Source organism: Flavobacterium sp. GNP010 (assembly GCF_056428945.1).
The window spans coordinates 26,370-47,451 of the sequence record NZ_JBWJVK010000024.1 but is presented as its reverse complement, the minus strand read 5'-3'; the positions used below and the strand labels follow the sequence as shown (position 1 = coordinate 47,451).

19 protein-coding genes and 1 other RNA gene are annotated in these 21,082 nt (G+C 33.0%); 6 read left to right on the top strand and 14 right to left on the bottom strand.

Annotation, left to right across the window (positions count from 1 at the left end; all coding sequences use genetic code 11):
- Positions 1-38 precede the first annotated feature (38 nt).
- The 3 genes from fsa to ffs form a co-directional block, all read right to left on the bottom strand.
- On the bottom strand, positions 39-695 hold the full coding sequence (fsa, locus tag AC061C_RS11180) for a fructose-6-phosphate aldolase (RefSeq protein ID WP_478291238.1): 657 nt from the start codon (positions 693-695) through the stop codon (positions 39-41).
- 136 nt (positions 696-831) lie between these two features.
- Positions 832-1,635 carry an SDR family oxidoreductase gene (locus AC061C_RS11175; protein ID WP_478291237.1) on the bottom strand — a complete coding sequence of 268 codons (804 nt, stop codon included), beginning with the start codon at positions 1,633-1,635 and terminating at the stop codon, positions 832-834.
- Positions 1,636-1,743: 108 nt separating this feature from the next.
- Positions 1,744-1,841: signal recognition particle sRNA small type (ffs, locus tag AC061C_RS11170), an RNA gene on the bottom strand.
- An 87-nt stretch (positions 1,842-1,928) separates the two neighbouring features.
- Between ffs and AC061C_RS11165 the strand changes: the two genes are divergently transcribed.
- Together AC061C_RS11165 and hutI are read left to right on the top strand one after the other, a co-directional pair.
- Complete coding sequence (locus tag AC061C_RS11165) at positions 1,929-3,002, top strand: glutaminyl-peptide cyclotransferase (RefSeq protein WP_478291236.1); 1,074 nt, start codon at positions 1,929-1,931, stop codon at positions 3,000-3,002.
- 10 nt (positions 3,003-3,012) lie between these two features.
- On the top strand, positions 3,013-4,251 hold the full coding sequence (gene hutI, locus AC061C_RS11160) for an imidazolonepropionase (protein WP_478291235.1): 1,239 nt from the start codon (positions 3,013-3,015) through the stop codon (positions 4,249-4,251).
- Between the two features lie 49 nt (positions 4,252-4,300).
- On the opposite strand, the gene AC061C_RS11155 is transcribed toward hutI, so the two are convergent.
- A complete protein-coding gene (locus AC061C_RS11155; protein WP_417944294.1) occupies positions 4,301-5,185 on the bottom strand; it encodes a DUF8428 domain-containing protein in 885 nt (294 codons plus the stop codon).
- Positions 5,186-5,289: 104 nt separating this feature from the next.
- Here AC061C_RS11155 and AC061C_RS11150 point away from each other — a divergent pair, with 104 nt between their 5' ends.
- Together AC061C_RS11150 and AC061C_RS11145 are read left to right on the top strand one after the other, a co-directional pair.
- Complete coding sequence (locus AC061C_RS11150) at positions 5,290-6,321, top strand: formimidoylglutamase (protein WP_478291234.1); 1,032 nt, start codon at positions 5,290-5,292, stop codon at positions 6,319-6,321.
- A gap of 139 nt (positions 6,322-6,460) precedes the next feature.
- Entirely contained in the window at positions 6,461-7,714 is a 1,254-nt protein-coding gene (locus AC061C_RS11145; protein ID WP_478291233.1) for a DEAD/DEAH box helicase, read from the top strand.
- A 110-nt stretch (positions 7,715-7,824) separates the two neighbouring features.
- Here AC061C_RS11145 and AC061C_RS11140 read toward each other — a convergent pair whose 3' ends face one another.
- The 3 genes from AC061C_RS11140 to aroC all read right to left on the bottom strand — a co-directional run bounded on the left by AC061C_RS11140 (position 7,825) and on the right by aroC (position 12,719).
- Complete coding sequence (locus tag AC061C_RS11140) at positions 7,825-10,020, bottom strand: tetratricopeptide repeat-containing hybrid sensor histidine kinase/response regulator (protein WP_478291232.1); 2,196 nt, start codon at positions 10,018-10,020, stop codon at positions 7,825-7,827.
- A gap of 213 nt (positions 10,021-10,233) precedes the next feature.
- Positions 10,234-11,517, bottom strand: coding sequence for a dicarboxylate/amino acid:cation symporter (locus AC061C_RS11135; protein ID WP_478291231.1), 1,284 nt, complete (start codon positions 11,515-11,517; stop codon positions 10,234-10,236).
- A 140-nt stretch (positions 11,518-11,657) separates the two neighbouring features.
- Positions 11,658-12,719, bottom strand: coding sequence for a chorismate synthase (aroC, locus tag AC061C_RS11130; protein WP_478291230.1), 1,062 nt, complete (start codon positions 12,717-12,719; stop codon positions 11,658-11,660).
- Between the two features lie 195 nt (positions 12,720-12,914).
- Here aroC and AC061C_RS11125 point away from each other — a divergent pair, with 195 nt between their 5' ends.
- A complete protein-coding gene (locus AC061C_RS11125) occupies positions 12,915-13,751 on the top strand; it encodes a UDP-2,3-diacylglucosamine diphosphatase (protein WP_478291229.1) in 837 nt (278 codons plus the stop codon).
- Between the two features lie 120 nt (positions 13,752-13,871).
- Positions 13,872-14,375, top strand: coding sequence for a hypothetical protein (locus AC061C_RS11120; protein ID WP_478291228.1), 504 nt, complete (start codon positions 13,872-13,874; stop codon positions 14,373-14,375).
- Positions 14,376-14,422: 47 nt separating this feature from the next.
- Here the strand turns inward: AC061C_RS11120 and AC061C_RS11115 are convergent, their stop codons facing one another.
- The 7 genes from AC061C_RS11115 to AC061C_RS11085 all read right to left on the bottom strand — a co-directional run bounded on the left by AC061C_RS11115 (position 14,423) and on the right by AC061C_RS11085 (position 21,081).
- Positions 14,423-14,557 carry a protease complex subunit PrcB family protein gene (locus tag AC061C_RS11115; RefSeq protein WP_478291227.1) on the bottom strand — a complete coding sequence of 45 codons (135 nt, stop codon included), beginning with the start codon at positions 14,555-14,557 and terminating at the stop codon, positions 14,423-14,425.
- Positions 14,544-14,852, bottom strand: a complete 309-nt coding sequence (locus tag AC061C_RS11110; RefSeq protein ID WP_478291226.1) for a protease complex subunit PrcB family protein — start codon at positions 14,850-14,852, stop codon at positions 14,544-14,546. The genes AC061C_RS11115 and AC061C_RS11110 overlap by 14 nt, the downstream gene beginning before the upstream one ends.
- Positions 14,853-14,923: 71 nt before the next feature.
- Entirely contained in the window at positions 14,924-16,057 is a 1,134-nt protein-coding gene (gene bshA / locus AC061C_RS11105; protein ID WP_478291225.1) for an N-acetyl-alpha-D-glucosaminyl L-malate synthase BshA, read from the bottom strand.
- Positions 16,058-16,230: 173 nt separating this feature from the next.
- Entirely contained in the window at positions 16,231-16,845 is a 615-nt protein-coding gene (locus tag AC061C_RS11100; protein ID WP_478291224.1) for a phosphatase PAP2 family protein, read from the bottom strand.
- 81 nt (positions 16,846-16,926) lie between these two features.
- Positions 16,927-19,923, bottom strand: coding sequence for a serine hydrolase domain-containing protein (locus tag AC061C_RS11095; RefSeq protein ID WP_478291223.1), 2,997 nt, complete (start codon positions 19,921-19,923; stop codon positions 16,927-16,929).
- Positions 19,924-19,936: 13 nt separating this feature from the next.
- Complete coding sequence (locus tag AC061C_RS11090; RefSeq protein WP_417978611.1) at positions 19,937-20,419, bottom strand: ABC transporter ATPase; 483 nt, start codon at positions 20,417-20,419, stop codon at positions 19,937-19,939.
- A 53-nt stretch (positions 20,420-20,472) separates the two neighbouring features.
- Positions 20,473-21,081 carry a hypothetical protein gene (locus tag AC061C_RS11085; RefSeq protein ID WP_478291222.1) on the bottom strand — a complete coding sequence of 203 codons (609 nt, stop codon included), beginning with the start codon at positions 21,079-21,081 and terminating at the stop codon, positions 20,473-20,475.
- Position 21,082: the final 1 nt, after the last annotated feature.

The following is a 21,082-nucleotide window of genomic DNA, read 5'->3' as shown; positions in this document are numbered from 1 at the left end:
ATTCGCTGAAACTAAAAACTGCTCACTAAAAACTTTTTTTATTTATTTCCTTTCTCGAAATCAGCCACAAATTGCGCCAATCCAATATCCGTTAAAGGATGTTTCAATAAGCCGTATATTGCCGAAAGTGGCCCCGTCATTACATCAGCACCAATTTTAGAACAGTTTACAATGTGCATTGTGTGACGCACTGAAGCTGCAAGAATTTGCGTTTCATACCCGTAATTATCATAAATCAGTCTAATTTCTTCAATTAAAGCCAAACCGTCAGTAGACACATCATCCAAACGACCAATAAATGGAGAAACGTAAGTAGCACCCGCTTTAGCTGCTAGTAAAGCTTGCCCAGCAGAAAATACTAAAGTGACGTTTGTTTTAATTCCTTTGTCAGAAAAGTATTTAGCCGCCATAACACCCTCTTTGGTCATAGGCAATTTAACCACTATTTGCTCGTGTAAATCTGCTAATTCTTCGCCCTCTTTAATCATTCCGTCGTAGTCAAGCGCATTTACTTCGGCACTAACATCACCATCAACAAGGTTACAAATATCTACATAATGTTTCAAAATGCTGTTTTTTCCTGTAATGCCCTCTTTGGCCATCAACGAAGGATTTGTTGTAACGCCATCCAAAACGCCTAATGCTTGTGCTTCCTTAATTTGAGCTAAATTAGCCGTGTCAATAAAAAATTTCATAATATATAATTTAATTGTGTGTTTCTAATTCTTTGGGCGTGACCCTACGTAAAAATTTCGGGTCAGGCTTTCCGCTGTATCCTCGCTAAAAAGCGAGGGATGCCGCTGCAATCCTTCACGCAAATTGCGTACAAAATTACAACTTATAATGGTTCATCAACATTTTTTCATATACTTTATCCGGAAGAATTCGCTTTAAGACAATCGAAAATTTTTGTATCAGAGCGCCTACTTTATAATGGATTTTGGGACTTGGATTTTGAATAATAGTATAAATGGCCGCTGCCATTTCATTAGGATTACCACCATTGTCTACATGTGCATTCATTGTTTTTAATGAAGTTCCATAGGTTTGCTCATAAGCAGATCCTTTCAATACAGGTGCGTGAAAACGACCTGCTGCAATATTGGTGGCAAAATCTCCTGGTGCCACATTTGTTATAGCAATCCCAAAGGATTTAACTTCCATACGCAACGACTCTGTTACCAATTCGAGCGCACCCTTTGAAGCGGAGTAAATACTACGATACGGCAATCCCATGTAGGCCGCAATAGAGGTAATATTAATAATCAACCCAGATTGTTGTGTGCGCATTTGTGGCAATACCGCTTGCATCACTGCGATAGGACCAAAGAAATTAGTCTCAAAATTGTTCTTAATCTCTTGCATCGGAATTTCTTCTAGTGGTCCCGTAATACCAATACCTGCATTGTTAATTACTACATCTAGTCGACCAGTGAGCGCTATAACTTTGGCAACAGCCGCTTGAATGGATTCTGTATCACGGACGTCCAGAGTCACTAAAGGAAAGACTGAATTCGAGATGCGGTCTGGGTTTCTGCTAGTACCATAAACGATAAAGCCTTTTTGATGCAGATACTCCCCCATCGATTTCCCAATTCCTGACGAACCGCCTGTTATTAAAACTACTTTACCCATTAGTATTGCTATTTGTGCTAGAAGAGTCCAAAAATAAAAAAATCCTCCCGAAGGAAGACCAAATATTGTTTTAAATTTCGAAAAGAATCTGAAAATCAGTTAAATAAAAAATGGCAAGCGACCTACATCGCACCGCTCAACCACGTACCCTTGCTATGTTCCCATCCTGGGGGAGTCTGCAGGAGCTGGTCGTGTAGGACTTGCCGGTGCAAATATACAACCTTTTTATATTTTCGCAAGAGCTTTAATCATTAAAAATATCGTTGTATATTGGTACATCAAAAAAAGAAACTATGAAAAACTATAACTTCCTATCTATCATTTTATTAGGAATCACCTTAGCAAGCTGTTCAGACACAAAAAAAAATGAAAACACTTTATTTTCATTTGATAATTCAAAATTTAAGGAATTATACAACCCAAAAGAATCACTTTCATTGACCATTTTGAACTCGAATTCAAAAAGTATTGACAGCATTGTGTATTTTATCAATGACAAAAAAATGGGGTCTAAAAAAGGAGCTGAGAAATTCTCTTTTGAATTAAAGGATCAAAAACTAGGGTATCAAAACCTAAAGGCTATGGTCTATTATGAAGGTCAAAACGCTGAGGCCACCACAAGAGTAGAATTAGTTTCAGACATTCAACCTAAATTATTAAAGTATACCATCGTAAATACATATCCGCACGATACATTAGCCTACACACAAGGATTAGAATTTTATCGTGACACTTTATATGAAGGAACTGGAAATGGATCTGGTCCAACTGGAAATAAAGGAATTTCTAGCTTGAGAAAAACAAATTATAAAACGGGTGAAGTTTATAAAAAGGTTGAATTAGCTGATAAATACTTTGGGGAGGGAATTACAATTCTAAACAATAAAGTATACCAACTAACATGGCAAAATAATGAAGGATATGTTTATAACGCAGATACGTTCCAGAAAGAGAAAACATTTACCTATTTTAAACCTATTGAAGGATGGGGATTGACGAATGATGGGAAAAATTTATACCAATCGGACGGAACCGAAAAAATCTGGATTATGGATCCAACTACCTTAAAAGAAGTAGATTATTTGAACGTTTACTCTTTTGAAACTAAGATAAAATCCATTAATGAACTAGAATGGATCGATGGAAAAATTTACGGTAATGTGTATCAAAAAGATGCCATCGCCATAATAAACCCTAAAAATGGTGCTGTAGAAGCGATCATCAATCTTGCCGATTTAAAGAAAAAAATAACCAAATTACCCGATACCGATGTGCTAAACGGAATCGCCTACAATCCTAAAACGAAAACCATTTTTGTAACTGGAAAAAATTGGGATAAAATGTTTGAAATTAAAATTTCAGAATAATTACACTTAAATGATCACATTAATTGTAAATATTAAAGAATTATTGCAGGTTCGGGAAACAGCAATTGATAAAGTTTGTGGTGCCGAAATGGCCATTCTTCCCACAATTAAGAATGCTTTTTTAGTAATCAATGACCACCTAATTGCTGATTTTGGTACGATGGATCATTTGCCTAAAATAAACGCAGATAAAACTATTGATGCAACAGGAAAAATGGTTTTACCCTCTTGGTGTGACAGTCATACGCATATTGTTTATGCGGGTAACCGCGAACAAGAATTTGTAGATCGAATCAATGGCATGACTTATGAAGAAATTGCCAATCGTGGTGGTGGAATACTAAATTCAGCAAAAAAACTCAATGAAACTGCCGAAGAAGAAATTTACAATCAATCAAAAATTCGGCTCGAAGAAGTGATGCGTTTGGGAACTGGAGCAGTAGAAATTAAATCTGGCTACGGATTAACAGTTGATGGAGAGTTAAAAATGCTTCGTGTTATCAAACAATTATCTCAAAACTATCCAATTACTATCAAAGCAACTTTCTTGGGCGCTCACGCTTTCCCATTAGAATTTAAAGAAAACAATAAAGGCTATATTGATTTAATAATTAATGAAATGCTTCCTGAAATTGCTAAAAATAAACTAGCAGATTTTATAGATGTCTTTTGTGAAACTGGATATTTTTCAGTTGAAGAAACCGAACAAATTATGGAAGCAGGAATTCAATTTGGCTTAAAACCAAAAATTCATGTCAATCAGTTTAACTCTATCGGCGGAATTCAGGCTGGTGTAAAACACAAGGCACTTTCTGTAGATCATCTTGAAATAATGAAACCAGAAGATATTGAAGCGTTAAAAAATACGGAGACAATGCCTGTTGCATTACCTTCATGCTCTTATTTTTTGAGTATTCCTTATACTCCAGCACGAGAAATGATTGCAGCGGGACTTCCATTAGCACTCGCAACAGATTATAATCCCGGTTCTACTCCATCCGGAAATATGAACTTTGTGGTAGCTACTGCTTGTATTAAAATGAGAATGACACCCGAAGAAGCCATAAATGCTGCTACTATAAACGGCGCTTATGCTATGGGGATATCTGAAACGCACGGAAGCATTACCATTGGTAAAAAAGCCAATATAATTATTACCAAACCTATTCCCTCTTACAATCAAATTCCTTACGCTTTTGGCAGTAATCTAATTGAAACTGTATTGATTGAAGGTCAAATTTTTTCATAAAAAAAGAGGAACATTACGTTCCTCTTTTGATTTTTATTTTCTGATTTTCTTATTTCAAAGTAAAACTAGTTTTTGAAACCAATTGATTTTTTTCAAAAATATTTACATAATAAGTTCCTTTTGGAAAATCTTTACCTCGCAAGTTCTCTGTTACATCAATAGTTTTATTTTCGTAATTAATATTCGAAATAAAACTATACACGAGAGTATCGTCACCAAAAGTTTCTGATTTCTTGTCTCCTAAGACATTGTTTTTACTATCGATAACCTGAACGTAATATGATTTTGTACCTGATTGTGCAACTTGATTTTCTGCAATTGTGTAACTTATTCTTAGAACATCAGCTCTGCTCGCTTTATCAGTAGAAACCTCTTTACCAGAGCTTTTCAATTTAAATGCTGAACCCCTTGTGTTCAATACCGTCAATTTAGCTGCCTTTTCTACAACTCTAGATAATTCTTCATTTTGTCCAGTTAGCGCTTCGTTGTATTTCTTAGATTCGCCTAGCACTACAACGGTACTATCACGTTGTGCGGTAAGTGTTGTATTTGCCTTTTTTAACTGATCATTTTCAGCTATTAAAACCTTCATGTTTCCTTGTAAAGAATTGTACTGCGATCTGTATTTAGCTAAAGATGCAACATCTCCTTTTGACTTATTTAAATCAGACATCAAGTTAACTACTTTGTCTCTTTCTTGAATTAATTCATCAGACATCGATGTGTTTTCTGCAATAGCAGCATCGTAAGTCGATTTTAATTCTTCCAGATCCTTCATCACTGTTTCTTTATCGCTTAGTGTGGTTTTCAATTCTGTTTTTACGGTTTCGGTATCTGAAGTCAATTTAAAAATATAAACCAAACTCCCCACTAATAAAATAGCTAATATTGCTACAACCGCTTTGAGACTTGAACTACTTTTTTGATTTTCCATTTTTAGTTTTAATTTAATTTATTTTACAAATTTAACAATATATAACCACCTCATAACGTCAGTTAACGTATTTATATTATTTTTGATGAAAAATATTTTTTTTAATGGAAAAAATAATACCATTTACCATCAAAGATCTTGCGAAGATTACGAACCATCGCAGTGGTGAAATCAAATTTGGTGAGAAAATGATAACTGTACCAAAAGACACTGATTCATTAACGTTTCTTACAACTTGTGAAGCAAAATATGTGTTGTTTGGAATCCCGGAGGATATAGGCATTAGAGCGAATTTTGGTAGACCTGGCGCTGCTTCAGCCTGGGATAGTGCCATTAAAAGTATTGCTAACATCCAGCACAATCGATTTTGCAAAGGAAACCAACTTTTTATTTTAGGCCAACTGAATGTTAGTGCCGAAATGAAAGAGGTAGAGCATTTGGATTTTAATGATATTGACGATCGTTCTAAACTGAGTCAATTGGTAGAAAAAATTGATAAAGATGTTTCTCATATTATTTTTAATATTATTAAATTAGGAAAAATTCCCATAATAATAGGAGGCGGACACAATAATGCTTACGGAAATATTAAAGGTTCGGCTCTAGCCAAAGGAAAACCAATCAATGCCATAAACTTTGATGCACACTCCGATTTTAGAATTTTAGAGGGACGACATAGCGGGAACGGTTTTTCGTATGCTTTTGAAGAAGGGTTTTTAAAAAAATATTTTATTTTCGGTTTACACGAAAATTACACTTCAAAAAGCGTCTTAGATATTATAAAAAAAATAGAAGATCGTGTACGATACAATACCTACGATAGTGTAAACATTCGAAAAGAAAAAGATTTCAATCAAGAAATGGCTCTAGCCTTAGAGTTTATAAATGACGATTTTTTTGGAATTGAAATTGATTTAGATTCTATTCCAAATATTGCCTGTAGTGCAATGACTTTGAGCGGTTTTTCAGTAGAGCAACTTCGTCAATTCATTTCTTACTTTGCAAAAAATAAAAACGCAACCTACTTGCATATTTGTGAGGGAGCACCTGATCTAGGTGAAGAAAAAAACAATCACTTGATAGGTAAACTTATAGGTTACTTAGTCACCGATTTCATGAAATCAAATTCAATTTAATCCGCACTGAACGTACAGTTTTGTAGTTGAATTATATTGATTACTATCCTAAATCCTGTATAAAAAACCATCAAAAATATTAATCCTATCTTTGTTGCACTATTTCTGTACTTATTACAGGATATTTAATACCAAAAATATGTTATTCGAAGATTTATCACTTTCTAAAAGTATACAAAAAGCCGTATTTGAGCAAGGCTACCTTAACCCTACTCCCATTCAAGAACAATCAATACCAATTGTATTATCAGGCAGAGATTTAATTGGTTGTGCTCAAACAGGAACAGGAAAAACAGGTGCATTTGCCATACCAATTATTCATCAATTACACCGAATTGTTGGTTCTTCAAAGAAAGCAAAACAAATTCGTGCCTTAGTTGTAACGCCTACCAGAGAATTAGCAGTGCAAATTGGACAAAGTTTTGATACATACGCAAAATATACCAATCTGACTCAGCTTACGATTTTTGGTGGAGTATCACAAAATCCACAAGTAGATACTTTAAAAAATGGGGTTGACATTTTAATCGCGACACCAGGGCGCTTGCTAGATTTACATAAACAAGGTTTCATAGATTTAGACCACTTACATGCTTTAGTACTCGATGAAGCTGATCAAATGCTTGATATGGGATTTGTAAATGATGTCAAGAAAATTGTAAAGCTTACGCCAAAAAACAGACAGACCTTATTTTTCTCGGCTACAATGCCAATTGCAATCCGAGAATTAGCTGAAATGTTTTTGACTGATCCTGAAACAGTAAGCGTTTCTCCTGTATCATCAACCGCTGAAAATGTAGAACAACGAGTATATTTTGTTGAAAAAGGTGAAAAAAGAAATTTATTATACCACCTGATTAATACTGAGAAGCTAACGGATGTTCTAGTTTTTTCGAGAACAAAGCATGGTGCTGATAATGTTGTAAAAGCGTTAAGGAAAAATAATATCGCTGCAGAAGCCATTCATGGTGACAAATCACAAAATGCAAGACAACGCGTATTAGATGCTTTCAAGAATAAAGAAGTTGGTGTATTAGTGGCTACTGATATTGCTGCACGAGGAATTGATATAGACCAATTACCCGTTGTTATCAACTTTGATCTACCAAATATACCTGAAACCTACGTCCACCGAATTGGTCGTACTGGACGTGCTGGAAATGGTGGTATTGCAATCTCTTTTTGTAGTAAAGATGAACATACCTATTGGAAAGACATTCAAAAACTTATAAAAGTAGATGTAAAAACGGTTAGTGATCATCAATATCATTGGCATTCTGGAAGTCCTGAACTGCCGGCAGGTTCACAGCAAAAAAATTCAAACCGAAGCGGAGGAGCACACAAATCAAGAAAATCGGAAGTTTCTAAACAAAATAAAAAACGTTGGTATTGATCTAGTGCACATGCTAACAATAAAAACGCCTTTTGTTTTGATAACAAAAGGCGTTTTTATTGTTAATTTTTTGATTGCTTGTTTAATGCAACTTGATTTTGTGCTTCGTACTATTTTTTTGATTTAGAAGTTAGTATTTTGATAATTTCAAATAATTTAAAGGAGTCAAATGGTTTTATTATAATGTCATTGATTCCTGCTGAAAGTGCTTCTTCGGTAATTTCAGCTTTATTAAAGGCTGTTAATGCTACAATAGGAATATCAATTCCTTTGAGCCGAATTAGTTTTGTAGTTTCAAAACCATTGATTAACGGCATGTTTATATCCATTAAAATTAAATCGAAATTCTCCTTTTCTAAAATTTCTAAGGCATCATATCCATTGTCTACAACACTACATTTGTAATTATTTTTTTCAATTGTTTTTCGGGTAATCATTTGATTTATTCGATTATCCTCCACTACCAAAACATGTATCATTTGTGTTGAACTTATTTCTACTTGTATGTTATTAATAATTTCGGCCGTTCGATCCATATTGTGTTCAAAAGCAATTACAAATTGAAATTCAGTTCCTTTCCCAACAGAACTTTGAAGTGTAATATCACTATCAAAAAGGCCTAAAAGCTGCTTAACAATAGAAAGCCCTAATCCAGTTCCTTGATAATCTGTTTCTTTTCTATTGACTTGGACAAATTTATCAAAAATCTTTTCTTGATCTAAAGGGTCAATTCCAATCCCATTATCTTGAATTTTAAATTCTAAAAAATAAAAATTGTTCTCCTCCTTCGCCAGATTAACATGGATACTTACTACTCCATTTTTTGTGAACTTTAATCCATTACTGACTAAATTCATAATGATTTGAGAAAGGCGTAACTTATCTCCAATTAAATACTCTGGAATGCGATCATCAATATTCACAATGATTTCGTTGGCATTAGTTTTAGCCATAAAGGAGAGCGAACTTTTAATCATTTCAATTTCATCAGAAATATTAAAAGTTAAACTTTCCAGGACAATTCTATTATCTTCAATTTTATTTATTTGCAAGATATCATTCACTAATGATAATAAATAACGCGCTGAAAATTTTAAAGAATTTAAATGTGGACTATTGACTAGTTCTTTATGCTCATCCAGCAACATATTAGTAATTCCAACTACACCATACAAAGGAGTTCGTAACTCATGACTTATTGTAGAAAAAAATTGTGCTTTTAGCGCAGATACTTCTTCTATTTTTTCTTTGGCAGCTAAGAGTTCTGTATTAGTTTGAGAAAGCTTTATGTTCGCTTTTTTCTTAAAACTATTATTTTTGAATAAGGTATAAAGTAATACTATTAAAATACAAACAATCAGAACAAACAATCCTACAATGATTTTTGATTTGCGAATACTTTGTTCTTGTGCCAGTTTCTCTGATTCAATTTTATCAATTTCTCTTTTGTAGGCATCTAATTCTAAATTTATACCTACTAAATTAGCATTTTCAAGCTTTTCTTTGTTGTATAAATCGTTGGTGATAGTATTGTAAAGTGTAAGATTTTCATACGCCTTTTTGTAATCGCTATTTTTCAACAAATGTTTAGAATACTCCAGGTAAGAATACGATAAATCAGACTTCTCATTTCCTTGATTTCCAAATTTAATGGCTTTTTCAAAAAAGGAACTGGCAGTATCTTGATTCCCTTTATTTGAAGAATACATCCCATTCAACAAATTTACTGCGACTACAGTACTTTCATCTCCAAATGTTTTGTTGTATTTGTTGATAAACTCTAAACTAGGGAAACCTTTTTCAAAAAAACCACTATCAAAATAAGCCCAAGCAATATTTAATTTAGTCATAAAAACCTGATAATTATCAGCTAATTTTTGGCTATAAATCAATGAATTCTTGTAATAGTTGATTCCTTTATCATATTGCATTTTCTCAAAACAATAAATATTACCTAAATTATTAAAGATTTTTTTTCTTAAGGTGTCATTATTAGTTTCGTGCGCATAAGAAAGACTCTTATTGTAAAAAAATATTGCTTTATCAAACTCAGCCATCTCCGCATAATTTCCAGCAATAATTGTATAAGAAATGGCTGTAGATCGTAAATCATTACTTATCATGGCAGAACGAAGTGCCATTTTAGAAATATTTAGCGATTTCTCAAAATTAGCATTCTTTAAGTAGCGAGATGCTTTATCGTTTAATTTGGTGATTTCTTGTTGAGAATATATTTTTGTTTGCGCGAATGAATCTCCGCCGAAAAGATATAGACTTAAGATTAAAACAATACGTAAATGTTGCATAAACAAATAATATTTATCAAATATACATTTTATTGTTAAAAAATAAAGGAATAATTATATCGTATCTATTAAAATAAATTAAATTTATGTAATTTTAAAAAAGGAGATTAATTGTGCCAAAAATCTAATCATTTAAATTTTATAAAAAAACCCGTTCAATTGCTTGAACAGGTTCCATATGATAGATACATTTATAAATACTTGCAATTAATATTACACTGGCAAAACTTCATTTTCATTTTCATCGTCACCTTCCCACTGCCCAACAACTGATGTAGCTAAAGCATTTCCTAGAACATTTGTGGCGCTGCGGAACATATCACAAAAATGGTCAATTGGCAAAATTAATGCGATGCCTTCAATTGGAATATCAAACATTCCGCACGTAGCGGCAACTACAACTAAACTCGCTCTTGGAACGCCTGCAATCCCTTTGCTGGTTAGCATCAAAACTAAAAGCATAGTCATTTGTGTTCCTAAATCTAAATCAACTCCATAGGCTTGAGCAATAAATATACTGGCAAAAGTCATGTACATCATACTTCCATCTAAATTAAATGAATAACCCAATGGCAACATAAAAGAAACTATTTTATCTTTTACACCAAAGCGTTCCAGCTCTTCTGTCAATTTTGGAAAAACGGCTTCACTGCTAGTTGTTCCAAAAGCTATAATTAAAGGACTCACAATTCTTTTAAGTAAAACAGTCATTCTACTTTTTAGAAAAATATATCCCACCACTATCAATACCAACCAAAGCGAAGAAATACCCACTAAAAAAGAACCAAAAAACTTAAAATAAGTAATTGCTAATTCTTGAAAATCTCGCACTGCAAATACGCCAGCTATAGCGCCAAAAACTCCAATTGGAGCAAACTTCATCACGTAATTCACCATTTTTAGTACAATGTGTGATGTTTTATCTAAAGCAGTGATAACAGGCTTAACATAATCTCCCAATGAAGCTGCGGCTAAACCGAAGAAAATGGAAAAAATTACAATTTGCAAAATTTCATTAGTAGCCAATGCTTCAAAAATACTTTTAGGAACAATATGCTCAATGAAATTTTCAAAAGATATATTTTGAGTTTTCGCTGTTACATCAGCTGCAGTGCCTAAATCTATATTTGATAAATTAAGTCCCACTCCAGGTTTTAATAAATTTACAAATAACATTCCTAACAATAATGAGATAAACGAGGCTGTAAAAAACCAACCCATCGCTTTACCACCAATTCTTCCGACTGCTTTGATATCCCCTAATTTTGCAATTCCTACAACAAGTGTTGTAAAAACAAGAGGTGAGATAATCATTTGCACCAACCTAATAAATATTGTTGCTAATATTTTAACTTTTGTACTAAAACCTTGTGCTGCTTCGGCTGATATTGAATTATGGATAACGATGCCAAGAATAGCACCTAACACCATTGCAATTAATATTTGTCCTGTTAATCCCGAAAAAAAGGATGGTTTTTTGGTTGTTTTGGTATTCATTAAATTGGTTTTTAGATTAAATTTATTCTATATTTTCATACAAATACTTCTCAAGGCAAGAAATGTAGTTAACTAAATTACCTTGTATTTTTTATTAAGAAATGGAGGTAAGAAAATAAAAAGAAAAACGTAACGATTAATTATAAATAAGTTTTGTTTATCAAATAAAAATCGGCTAACACGATAGCTGCCATGGCTTCAACAATAGGCACTGCGCGAGGCACGACACAAGGATCATGACGCCCTTTTCCTGTCATCTCAGTAATTGCCCCTGTATTGTCTAATGATTCTTGTTTTTGCATAATTGTGGCAACGGGCTTAAAAGCAACTCGGAAATAAATATCCATACCATTGCTAATTCCGCCTTGTATGCCTCCTGAAAGATTCGTTCTGGTGCTACCATTAGCATTAAACAAGTCATTATGCTCACTTCCTTTCATCTGTGATCCATCAAAACCACTTCCAAATTCAAATCCTTTTACAGCATTAATCGAAAGCATTGCTTTTCCTAATTCAGCATGAAGTTTATCAAAAACGGGCTCGCCAAGTCCTAAAGGTACATTTTGAATTACACAGGTTACAATTCCGCCTACAGTATCTCCTTGTTTTCTAATATCTCGAATATAATCCTCCATTGCAACTGCAGTTTCTGCGTCTGGACAACGAACAGGATTTTTTTCTATGTTTAAAAAATCTAATTCATGATAAGATTTCTCCAAAAAAATTGGCCCTACTGAGGAAACATAAGCATTAATTTTAATCTTTGACAGCATTTGTTTAGCTATAGCTCCTGCCACTACTCTACTTGCAGTCTCTCTTGCAGAACTTCGTCCGCCACCACGATAATCTCGAATACCATATTTTTTTTCATATACATAATCAGCATGACTGGGTCTGTAATTGTCTTTTATATGAGAGTAATCATCTGATTTCTGATTGGTATTCGGAATAATAAAACCGATCGGTGTTCCTGTAGTTTTACCTTCAAAAATCCCCGAGAGAAATTGAACATCATCTGGTTCTTTGCGCTGGGTAACGATCGCGGACTGTCCCGGTTTTCTTCGAGACATTTCCATTTGAATGGCATCAAAATCTATCGATATTCCTGGAGGACAGCCATCTATTATACCGCCTAAAGCCTCTCCATGTGATTCACCAAAAGTTGTTATCCTAAAAAGAGTTCCAAAACTATTTCCTGCCATAGTGTACGTTTTGAACAAAAGTACCATTTTACTTCAAAGGTAAAAAGTTTATACCCACATTTTAGAATAAAGATTCAAACGGTTTTCGACATTTATTGTTATAAAATTAACTTTGTGTTGCATTTCTTAACGCACTTTTTGATTTCATTCACTAAAAATTCAATTATTTTGATAAACTTTAAATTCAAAAAACCATTGAAAAAGAGAAAAGTCGAGTTGGTGGTGATTTCTGATGTACATCTGGGAACTTTCGGCAGTCATGCGAAAGAACTATACAATTACTTAAATTCTATAAAACCAAAAACGCTTATATTAAATGGAGACATTATTGATATATGGCAGTTTAGAAAATCCTATTTCCCAAAAGCACATCTAAAAGTCATTCAAAAAATAATAGGTTTTGCTACAAAAGGAACAAAAATATACTACATCACAGGCAATCACGATGAAATGCTTCGAAAATTTAGCGATATAAACATGGGTAATTTAGTTTTAGTAGATAAATTAATACTAGAGCTTGATGGCAAAAAAGCATGGATATTTCATGGCGATGTTTTTGATGCATCAGTTCAGCATTCAAAATGGATTGCTAAACTTGGCGGGTTAGGATATGATTATTTGATACTTTTGAATCGTTTTGTTAATTGGTGTTTGTTTAAAATAGGAAAAGAACCGTACTCGTTTTCTAAGAAAATAAAAGCTAGTGTAAAAAAAGCAGTAAAGCACATCTCTGATTTTGAAGAAACAGCAACAGAGCTGGCTATTGAAAAAAAATATGATTACGTTATTTGTGGACACATACATGAACCAAAAATGATTTATAAAGAAAACAAAAACGGGAAGATATTATATTTAAATTCAGGTGATTGGATAGAGAATTTAACGGCATTGGAGTACAATAAAAAACGATGGAAGATTTATAATTATTGTGAAATTGATCCTGTTGAAGACGAAAATCTTTTTGAAATGGAGGATGTTTTAAGCAATCAAATTATGGCATCAGCGCTTTTTTCCAAACAAAACATCTTATAATTGAAAATTTAATTGCTGCTATTATTTGTACAAAAAACGTAAATTATATAACTTTTATAGAAAATTTTATAAGACATGCTAGCAACTAAATAATACATTTGTACCTATAAAAACAGACTTATGAAAAAAATTATTTTATCGGCTATTATGTTAATTGGATTAGCATTTACCGCACAAGCACAAGACATCTCAAAAAACGCATTAGGTTTACGCTTTGGTAGCAATAATGGTTTTGGTGGCGAACTTACTTACCAAAGAGCCTTAGGAAGCAACAATAGATTAGAACTTGATTTAGGATTGAGAAATAGAAGTAACTATAATAACAATGGTTATGATGATAATGCATTAAAATTAACAGCTTTGTACCAATGGGTATGGAACATTGATGGTGGTTTTAACTGGTATGCTGGTGTAGGTGGTGGTGTAGGAAACTATAGTTATAACTATAATGGTGATAAATACAGTGATACTTTTGTATTTGCAGCTGGAAACATCGGTATTGAATATAACTTTGATATTCCTTTGTTAATCTCTTTAGATTTCAGACCTGAGTTTGGTGGAAACGGATATTACGAAAACAATTATGGTTCTGATGTAGCTTTAGCATTGAAATATCAATTCTAATATTTTAGACAATATATTAAAACGCCACTAGAAATAGTGGCGTTTTTTTATTTAAAAATAATATCTTTCTTAGAATTTATTTTGACTACACAAAAAGGATTTGTAAAAGCTTGTGTAACCATACTACCCGGTTCCGGACTAGTTTCTTTTATAGTGATAACAATATTTTTATCGGTTTTCAACTACAGAATCAATACCTATACTGTACCCTCCCGAGGTTTTCTCTCCCATATTCAAAACTAAAAAATTAGAAGTCTGAACATCATTTGGATTAATTTTATTTTTTAAATTTTCATCATTCTGCAACATGGCTATTTGATCCTTCTCCGAAAGGATTTCAAAAAAACGAATACTTGCACCTCCATTTGACTGCTGTGTCAAAACTTCGTACAAAAAATTCTTCTCGGAATTTTTTGTTGCTTTCGCTCCGCAGGAAACTAAAGCTAAAGCTACTAATGATACTACTGTTTTTTTCATTGCTAGATTTTATTTATTAATAGATCAAAATTGTAGGTCTTACTACATTCTACTATTGAAAAATATAAAGTCTATCCGTATTTTTCTATAGCTTTTTTATACAAAGCCTCATAAAGTGGTAGTATGTTTTTGATGTCAAATTGTTTTGCAACTGCCAACGCATTTTCTTTAAATTTTTGCAGAATAACTTCATCTTTTAAAATTTTTAAAGCATTTTGTGCCATTTCATCTGTATTTCCCACATCGCTAAGATATCCAGAGATACCATCAAAATTTACTTCTGGTAATCCTCCAGAATTACTTGAAATAACTGGGACACTCCAAGCCATTGCCTCAAGTGCGGCAAGTCCAAAACTTTCTGTTTCTGAAGGCAATAAAAATAAGTCTGTGTAGCTCAAAATTTTATCAATCTCGTTACTGTTCCCAAAAAAGATAACTTTATCCAAAATTCCTAATTCCTGACACAAATACTCTGCTTTTTCTTTTTCTGGACCATCTCCTACCATCATCAATTTAGCCGGTATCTCTTTTTGAATATTATAGAAAATTTTTATTATATCTGGAATTCGTTTTACTTTTCTGAAATTACTAATGTGCGTAATGATTTTCTCTTCTTTGTTAGCCATCAATGAACGGTTACAAGCAGTGTGCGGATCATTCAAGTTGTTATTTAATTCAATAAAGTTCGGAATAACTTCAATTTCATTTTTGATATTGAATAATTTTTGAGTGTCGTCTTTCAAACTTTGGGAAACCGAAGTAACAAAATCTGATTTATTGATACTGAAAGTAACTGCTGGTTTATAAAAGGGATGATTTCCAACTAAGGTTATATCTGTTCCGTGTAATGTTGTAACCATTGGGATATTTATTCCTTCATCTTTCAACATTTGCTTTGCCATATAGCCCGCATAAGCATGTGGAATTGCATAATGAACATGAAGCAACTCAATTTTATATAATTTCACCATGTCTACTAATTTACTCGACAAGGCCAATTCGTAAGGTTGGTATTGAAATAAAGGATACTCTGGAACATTTACCTCATGGTAATGTACATTAGGATTCAAAAGTGCTAAGCGAACCGGTTGACTGTATGTAATAAAATGGATTTCGTGACCACGTCGTGCTAATTCAAGTCCCAATTCTGTTGCGACAACACCACTTCCTCCAAAGGTAGGATAACAAACTATTGCAATTTTCATCTCTGTATTTTAGTGAAACGAAATTACTAAAAATTGGAATTGGTTTTATGGAAATTTTAGTTAAATAAGAACCGATTATTAAATCTAATTCCTTGAATATTCAAACTTTTAAAATAATTATAAGAACTACCATTATTACTAAACAATAGCTAATCGTGATTAAAAATCATTTCCTATCGGTTCTCTACTTTTTTATTAATCCATTTATTCACTTTGTAGGTAAGATACGCTGATCCACTACCGATTAATGCGCCAGCAACTACATCACTAGGATAATGAACTCCTAAATGCATACGGGAATAGCCAACGGTGCTTGCCCAAATAAAAGAAGGGGCAATAACATACCATTTGGGATAGGCCAAACTAAGCGAGGTAGCGGTTGCAAAAGCCAAAGAAGTATGGCCAGAAGGAAAAGATTCTCCTGTAGAAGATGAAACTTGATCAATATCTGGGTAAGTTTCAAACGGTCGATCCCGTTTTACTGCTTTTTTTAATGCTAAAGTTATAAATCCATTAACTAGGAATGTTTCACCGATAAAAATAGCTTGTTTCTTAATAGTGCGGTCTTTTTTAATTAATCCAACAGTAAACAAAAGAATAGGAGTTCCAATACTCACCGGAGCCGAACTATTGGTAACAAATTTAAAAGTTGGATCTAAACTTTTATTTCTACTTAAATTAATATCACGAAGCAAATTAATATCAACATTTTGAGCATTAACAAAAGTTATACTAAAAAGCACTACCCATATTTTTATTTTTGCAAAAGCTGAAATCGTGTTTTTCATCAAGTTATTTTTAGAATGGTAATAGGGACTAAATACTGGTAACTAAAACACATTCTTGCACTACTTACACACCAAATCAACTTAGTCCATAATTGCTTCATAAGTGATTTTTTGAATGTCCTCTCTAATATTTTCTTTTGATAATTTATTTTCAGTTGCAACTGGAAAAGTTCTATTAGATAAAAACACATAAACAATTTGCTTTTCAGCATCAGCCCAAGCCATAGTTCCAGTATAGCCAGTGTGCCCAAAGCTAGTCATCGAAGCACAACCACATGTAGGACCTTCTGCACCCAATTGTGGTTTATCAAAACCGAGTCCTCGCCTATTTCCTGCTGCACAAAAATAACAGGTATTAAAATCACTAAAAGTTTTTTCAGAAAAATACTGTTTATTGCCGTAATTTCCTTTTTGTAGGTATAATTCCATTATTTTAGCCACATCCATAGCGTTTGAAAAAACACCAGCGTGACCCGAAACACCGCCTTCTAAGCCTGCAGATAAATCATTAACATAGCCTTGTAAAAGTTGCTTGCGAAAATAAGAATCCATTTCTGTTGGCGGAATTCTATTTTTATCAAACTTTTCTAGTGGATTAAAACTAGTATTATTCATTCCGAGTGAGCGATAAAAATTTTCTTGTACCAGAATATCTAATGTTTTACCCGTTGTTTTTTCTAAATAATCCTTTAAAATCATAAAGGTCAAATCGCTGTATTTGTATTCTTTTTTAGTCGAAATTTTACTTTTAACAATAAGATCCATGATAGTATTGCTAAAATCATTTCTGACAAAAAGACTGTCCGCCAATCGTTTTGAGAAATTTTCTTCAGATACTTTTCTAAAAAAAGCTTCCGAAGGAAATTTCGAATTATCCATTGTGGCTTTATAAAACGGTATTCCAGCCGCCAGTCCAGCGTAATGAGAAAGCAAATCTTTAAAATTGATATTGGCCTTATTTGAATCTTTAAATATTGGAGACATTGTTCCTAGTGTAGTTTCTAGATTTATTTTTTGCTGATCGTACTGCAGCATCACATTTGGCAACGTTGCTACAATTTTAGTTAAAGACGCAAGATCATAAATATCTGAATCTTTTACTTTGATTGCTTTATCGTAGGTGTGAAATCCATAGGATTTTTGAAAAATAACTTTTCCTTTTCGGGCCACTAAAACTTGGATTCCTGGTGTCATTTTGCTATCAATCGCTTTATTAGCAATTGCATCAATATTTGACAATATAACTCCACTCATACCCACATTTTCAGGAGTCGTAAATCCCAATCGATTTAATTTCTCGGTAGGCAAACCATCATTTACTTTGAAACTTGAATGAATCGAAACTGGTAATTTCCCTTTGGCTTCAATAGCACCAAAAATTAATTCTGCAGATACAGTTTGTGCAATTACACTATTTTGATAGGAAACGACTAATCCTTCGATATCGTCAAAATTAGTGATAGGCAATAACGAATACGGTTTAGCAAAAACATCTAGAATAACAGTATTGTTTTTGGCAAGAAAATTAATTTTAAACAATTCATCTGATCGTAAATCATCCTTTTTGAAAGCTACATCAGACTTGTGATATCCAATAATAACGGTTGTAAACGGTTTTAGTTTTACTTGTAAACTATCTAAATTAGAATCGGCAATAACAGTTACTTCAGCGTATTTTTGTAACGTAGAAATAAAGGCATCATTAGTATCATCTCCTATTTTTACGTAGGCAATTTTTTGTTTGTCTAAATTTTTAATAGGCAGCACAGCATCTTCATTTTTTAGCACCGTCAATGCATTTTCGAACAATTCATACTGCAAAGCATCATTTTCAAGGGCGTTTAAATCATTGAAGACATTAGCTGTGATGATAGGTTTGTAGGAATTCAATCCAGCTTTGAATTTAAATTTCAGAATTTTCTTTACCGATGAAGCCAATCGTTCTTCAGAAAATAAATTAGTAGAATAGGCTAAAACGAACTTTTCTATTGCTGTTGGAACATCTTCTGGAAATAACAGTACATCGTTTCCTGCAATAAAGGCTTCAAAACTGATTTCGCTAGGAAGTTTATTATTTTTTATACTTTTCATATTCAAAGCATCGGTAAAAATAAGGCCCTTGAAACCTAATTCTTTTTGAAGCACATCTGTCACTACGTTATAGGAAATCGAGGACGGATATTCTGATCTTGGTTCTAAACTAGGTACATTTAAATGCGCTACCATCACAGAAGATAGTCCCTCATGAAACATTTTCTTGTAAGGATAAAATTCGATTTCCATTAATCTTTCTTTAGAAAAATTAATGGTTGGCAATCCTTTATGAGAATCTATTTCTGTGTCACCGTGACCAGGAAAATGCTTACCAGTTGAAAAAACACCTTGGCTCTGAGCTCCTTTCATTATTGCAATAGCACGTTCTGTAACTTTGAATTTATCTTCTCCAAAAGAACGAAAGCCTATGATGGGATTTCTGGGATTTGTATTAATATCTAGAACTGGAGCAAAATTGAATTGCAAACCTAATCGCTTGCTTTGTTTTCCCATTTGAACACCTACACGCTCTAATAATTTCATGTCCTGGATGGCTCCAAGTGTCATGTTCCAAGGATAACGATAAGTGGAATCTAGCCGCATGTTTAATCCCCACTCGGCATCACTACCAATAAACAATGGGATTTTGGACTTAGATTGAAAACGATTGGTTAATTTAATTTGACGGATTGGTCCACCTTGAAAGAAAATTAAACCTCCGATTTTATTTTCTTCAATTAACTGATCTATGGCATTTACATGAACTGAATCTTTGTTCGAATAAGCAGCAACCATAAATAATTGACCTATTTTCTCCCGCAAATTCATTGCATAGTATACACTATCTACCCATTTTGAACCTTCAACAGATACCTCAAAAAGTTGAGGAGTATTACTGAGTTTTATACTGTCTAAATTCTCTATTTTGGACTTTTGGTTGGCAGTAACTAATAAAGTGCTTTTGACTTTTGTCCCAACACAACTTGAAGCAATTAGGAAAAGTAAGCCATAAAATAAAACAATTTTAACGCCTATTTTTCTCATAGAATTATTTTGTTTAAAAAAAGCGACTGTGCCAGCTATCAATGGCAGCAACTTCCCATGATTCATTGTATTCCTCTACATTATTGACCAAGTTATTAAAAACTATGGTGTTCTCTGTAACTGCTTTATCCTTAACCATTTTTTTAAAATCAATCAACGGTTTGTGTGCAATGTGCTCACCAAGTTTAAACGTTACATTCATCTTATCTAATAAATCAACAGAATATTTTTGTTCTAAACTTTGAATAAACTCTACTGAAGAATCAATAGAACAACCTGTGGCAGGCTGCACATCTTGATTCACCGCAATAATAATAAATCGGTTGTATTTTAGTTGATATGATGACTCCAAGCTGGTTCCATGTGCAGCCCAAGTTTCAAGAAAGGATTGCAAAGCAGTTTCGATTTCGGAAAACTCGGCATCCGAAAATTTTCTGTTGGATTGATAAATCCAGATTCTAGATTCTTCGGGTAAATTTTCAAATGGAACGTACATTATGATACTGGGTTATGAGTTAATAATTTTGAATTTGAGCAGTATTAAAAATGCTACTTTTTTTCTAAATCCGTTATAATTTTAAAATATCTAAATTCTTTGCTTTTGGGATCAAAGAGTTCAATTTCTGAATAACTTATCTTTATATTATCTTTTTTATTAATCTCATTGTTAGTTAATATTGAAGCGTTTTCAAAATAATCTAATAATAGAAACGTAAAATTTCTTCCGTTTTTATCTTTTACTTGCAAGGAAAGGAACTGTTCTGTTTTGATCTCGGTAACTTCACCTTCAATAAAAAGACTCTCTTTTTCGACTTCACTAGTATCATCCTCATCAACCGATCTTCTTCCCATTTCTAAAATAATTGCTGGGCAATCTGCTAACATTTTCATCGCAACTTTTTCTCCAAGGTTTCTCATACCCGCTTCATCATCAAAACTTACTTTATCTTCTGACTTAAATTCGGACGCATGAGAACTATAACTCTGAATCATACACAATCCCACTTGGGTTTGCATATCTTTTTTATTCAACTTTGTGTAATCTAATTTTTTGGCTTCTAAACAAGTGCACGTTTCTTTACCAATAATATCGTAAACATCTTGAGAAAAAGAGTTTGTACTAAAAATTAAAAGAAGTACTAAAATTATTTTTCTCATC

What these genes read in the sequence shown, in the direction of transcription:
- aroC (WP_478291230.1), bottom strand. Translation starts at nt 12,719, where the DNA reads ATGGCAGGAAATAGTTTTGGAACTCTTTTTAGGATAACAACTTTTGGT.
- AC061C_RS11090 (WP_417978611.1), bottom strand. Translation starts at nt 20,419, where the DNA reads ATGTACGTTCCATTTGAAAATTTACCCGAAGAATCTAGAATCTGGATT.
- AC061C_RS11100 (WP_478291224.1), bottom strand. Translation starts at nt 16,845, where the DNA reads ATGAAAAACACGATTTCAGCTTTTGCAAAAATAAAAATATGGGTAGTG.
- AC061C_RS11135 (WP_478291231.1), bottom strand. Translation starts at nt 11,517, where the DNA reads ATGAATACCAAAACAACCAAAAAACCATCCTTTTTTTCGGGATTAACA.
- AC061C_RS11110 (WP_478291226.1), bottom strand. Translation starts at nt 14,852, where the DNA reads ATGAAAAAAACAGTAGTATCATTAGTAGCTTTAGCTTTAGTTTCCTGC.
- bshA (WP_478291225.1), bottom strand. Translation starts at nt 16,057, where the DNA reads ATGAAAATTGCAATAGTTTGTTATCCTACCTTTGGAGGAAGTGGTGTT.
- AC061C_RS11120 (WP_478291228.1), top strand. Translation starts at nt 13,872, where the DNA reads ATGAAAAAAATTATTTTATCGGCTATTATGTTAATTGGATTAGCATTT.
- hutI (WP_478291235.1), top strand. Translation starts at nt 3,013, where the DNA reads ATGATCACATTAATTGTAAATATTAAAGAATTATTGCAGGTTCGGGAA.
- AC061C_RS11145 (WP_478291233.1), top strand. Translation starts at nt 6,461, where the DNA reads ATGTTATTCGAAGATTTATCACTTTCTAAAAGTATACAAAAAGCCGTA.
- AC061C_RS11150 (WP_478291234.1), top strand. Translation starts at nt 5,290, where the DNA reads ATGGAAAAAATAATACCATTTACCATCAAAGATCTTGCGAAGATTACG.
- AC061C_RS11165 (WP_478291236.1), top strand. Translation starts at nt 1,929, where the DNA reads ATGAAAAACTATAACTTCCTATCTATCATTTTATTAGGAATCACCTTA.
- AC061C_RS11095 (WP_478291223.1), bottom strand. Translation starts at nt 19,923, where the DNA reads ATGAGAAAAATAGGCGTTAAAATTGTTTTATTTTATGGCTTACTTTTC.
- AC061C_RS11085 (WP_478291222.1), bottom strand. Translation starts at nt 21,081, where the DNA reads ATGAGAAAAATAATTTTAGTACTTCTTTTAATTTTTAGTACAAACTCT.
- AC061C_RS11140 (WP_478291232.1), bottom strand. Translation starts at nt 10,020, where the DNA reads ATGCAACATTTACGTATTGTTTTAATCTTAAGTCTATATCTTTTCGGC.
- AC061C_RS11155 (WP_417944294.1), bottom strand. Translation starts at nt 5,185, where the DNA reads ATGGAAAATCAAAAAAGTAGTTCAAGTCTCAAAGCGGTTGTAGCAATA.
- AC061C_RS11175 (WP_478291237.1), bottom strand. Translation starts at nt 1,635, where the DNA reads ATGGGTAAAGTAGTTTTAATAACAGGCGGTTCGTCAGGAATTGGGAAA.
- fsa (WP_478291238.1), bottom strand. Translation starts at nt 695, where the DNA reads ATGAAATTTTTTATTGACACGGCTAATTTAGCTCAAATTAAGGAAGCA.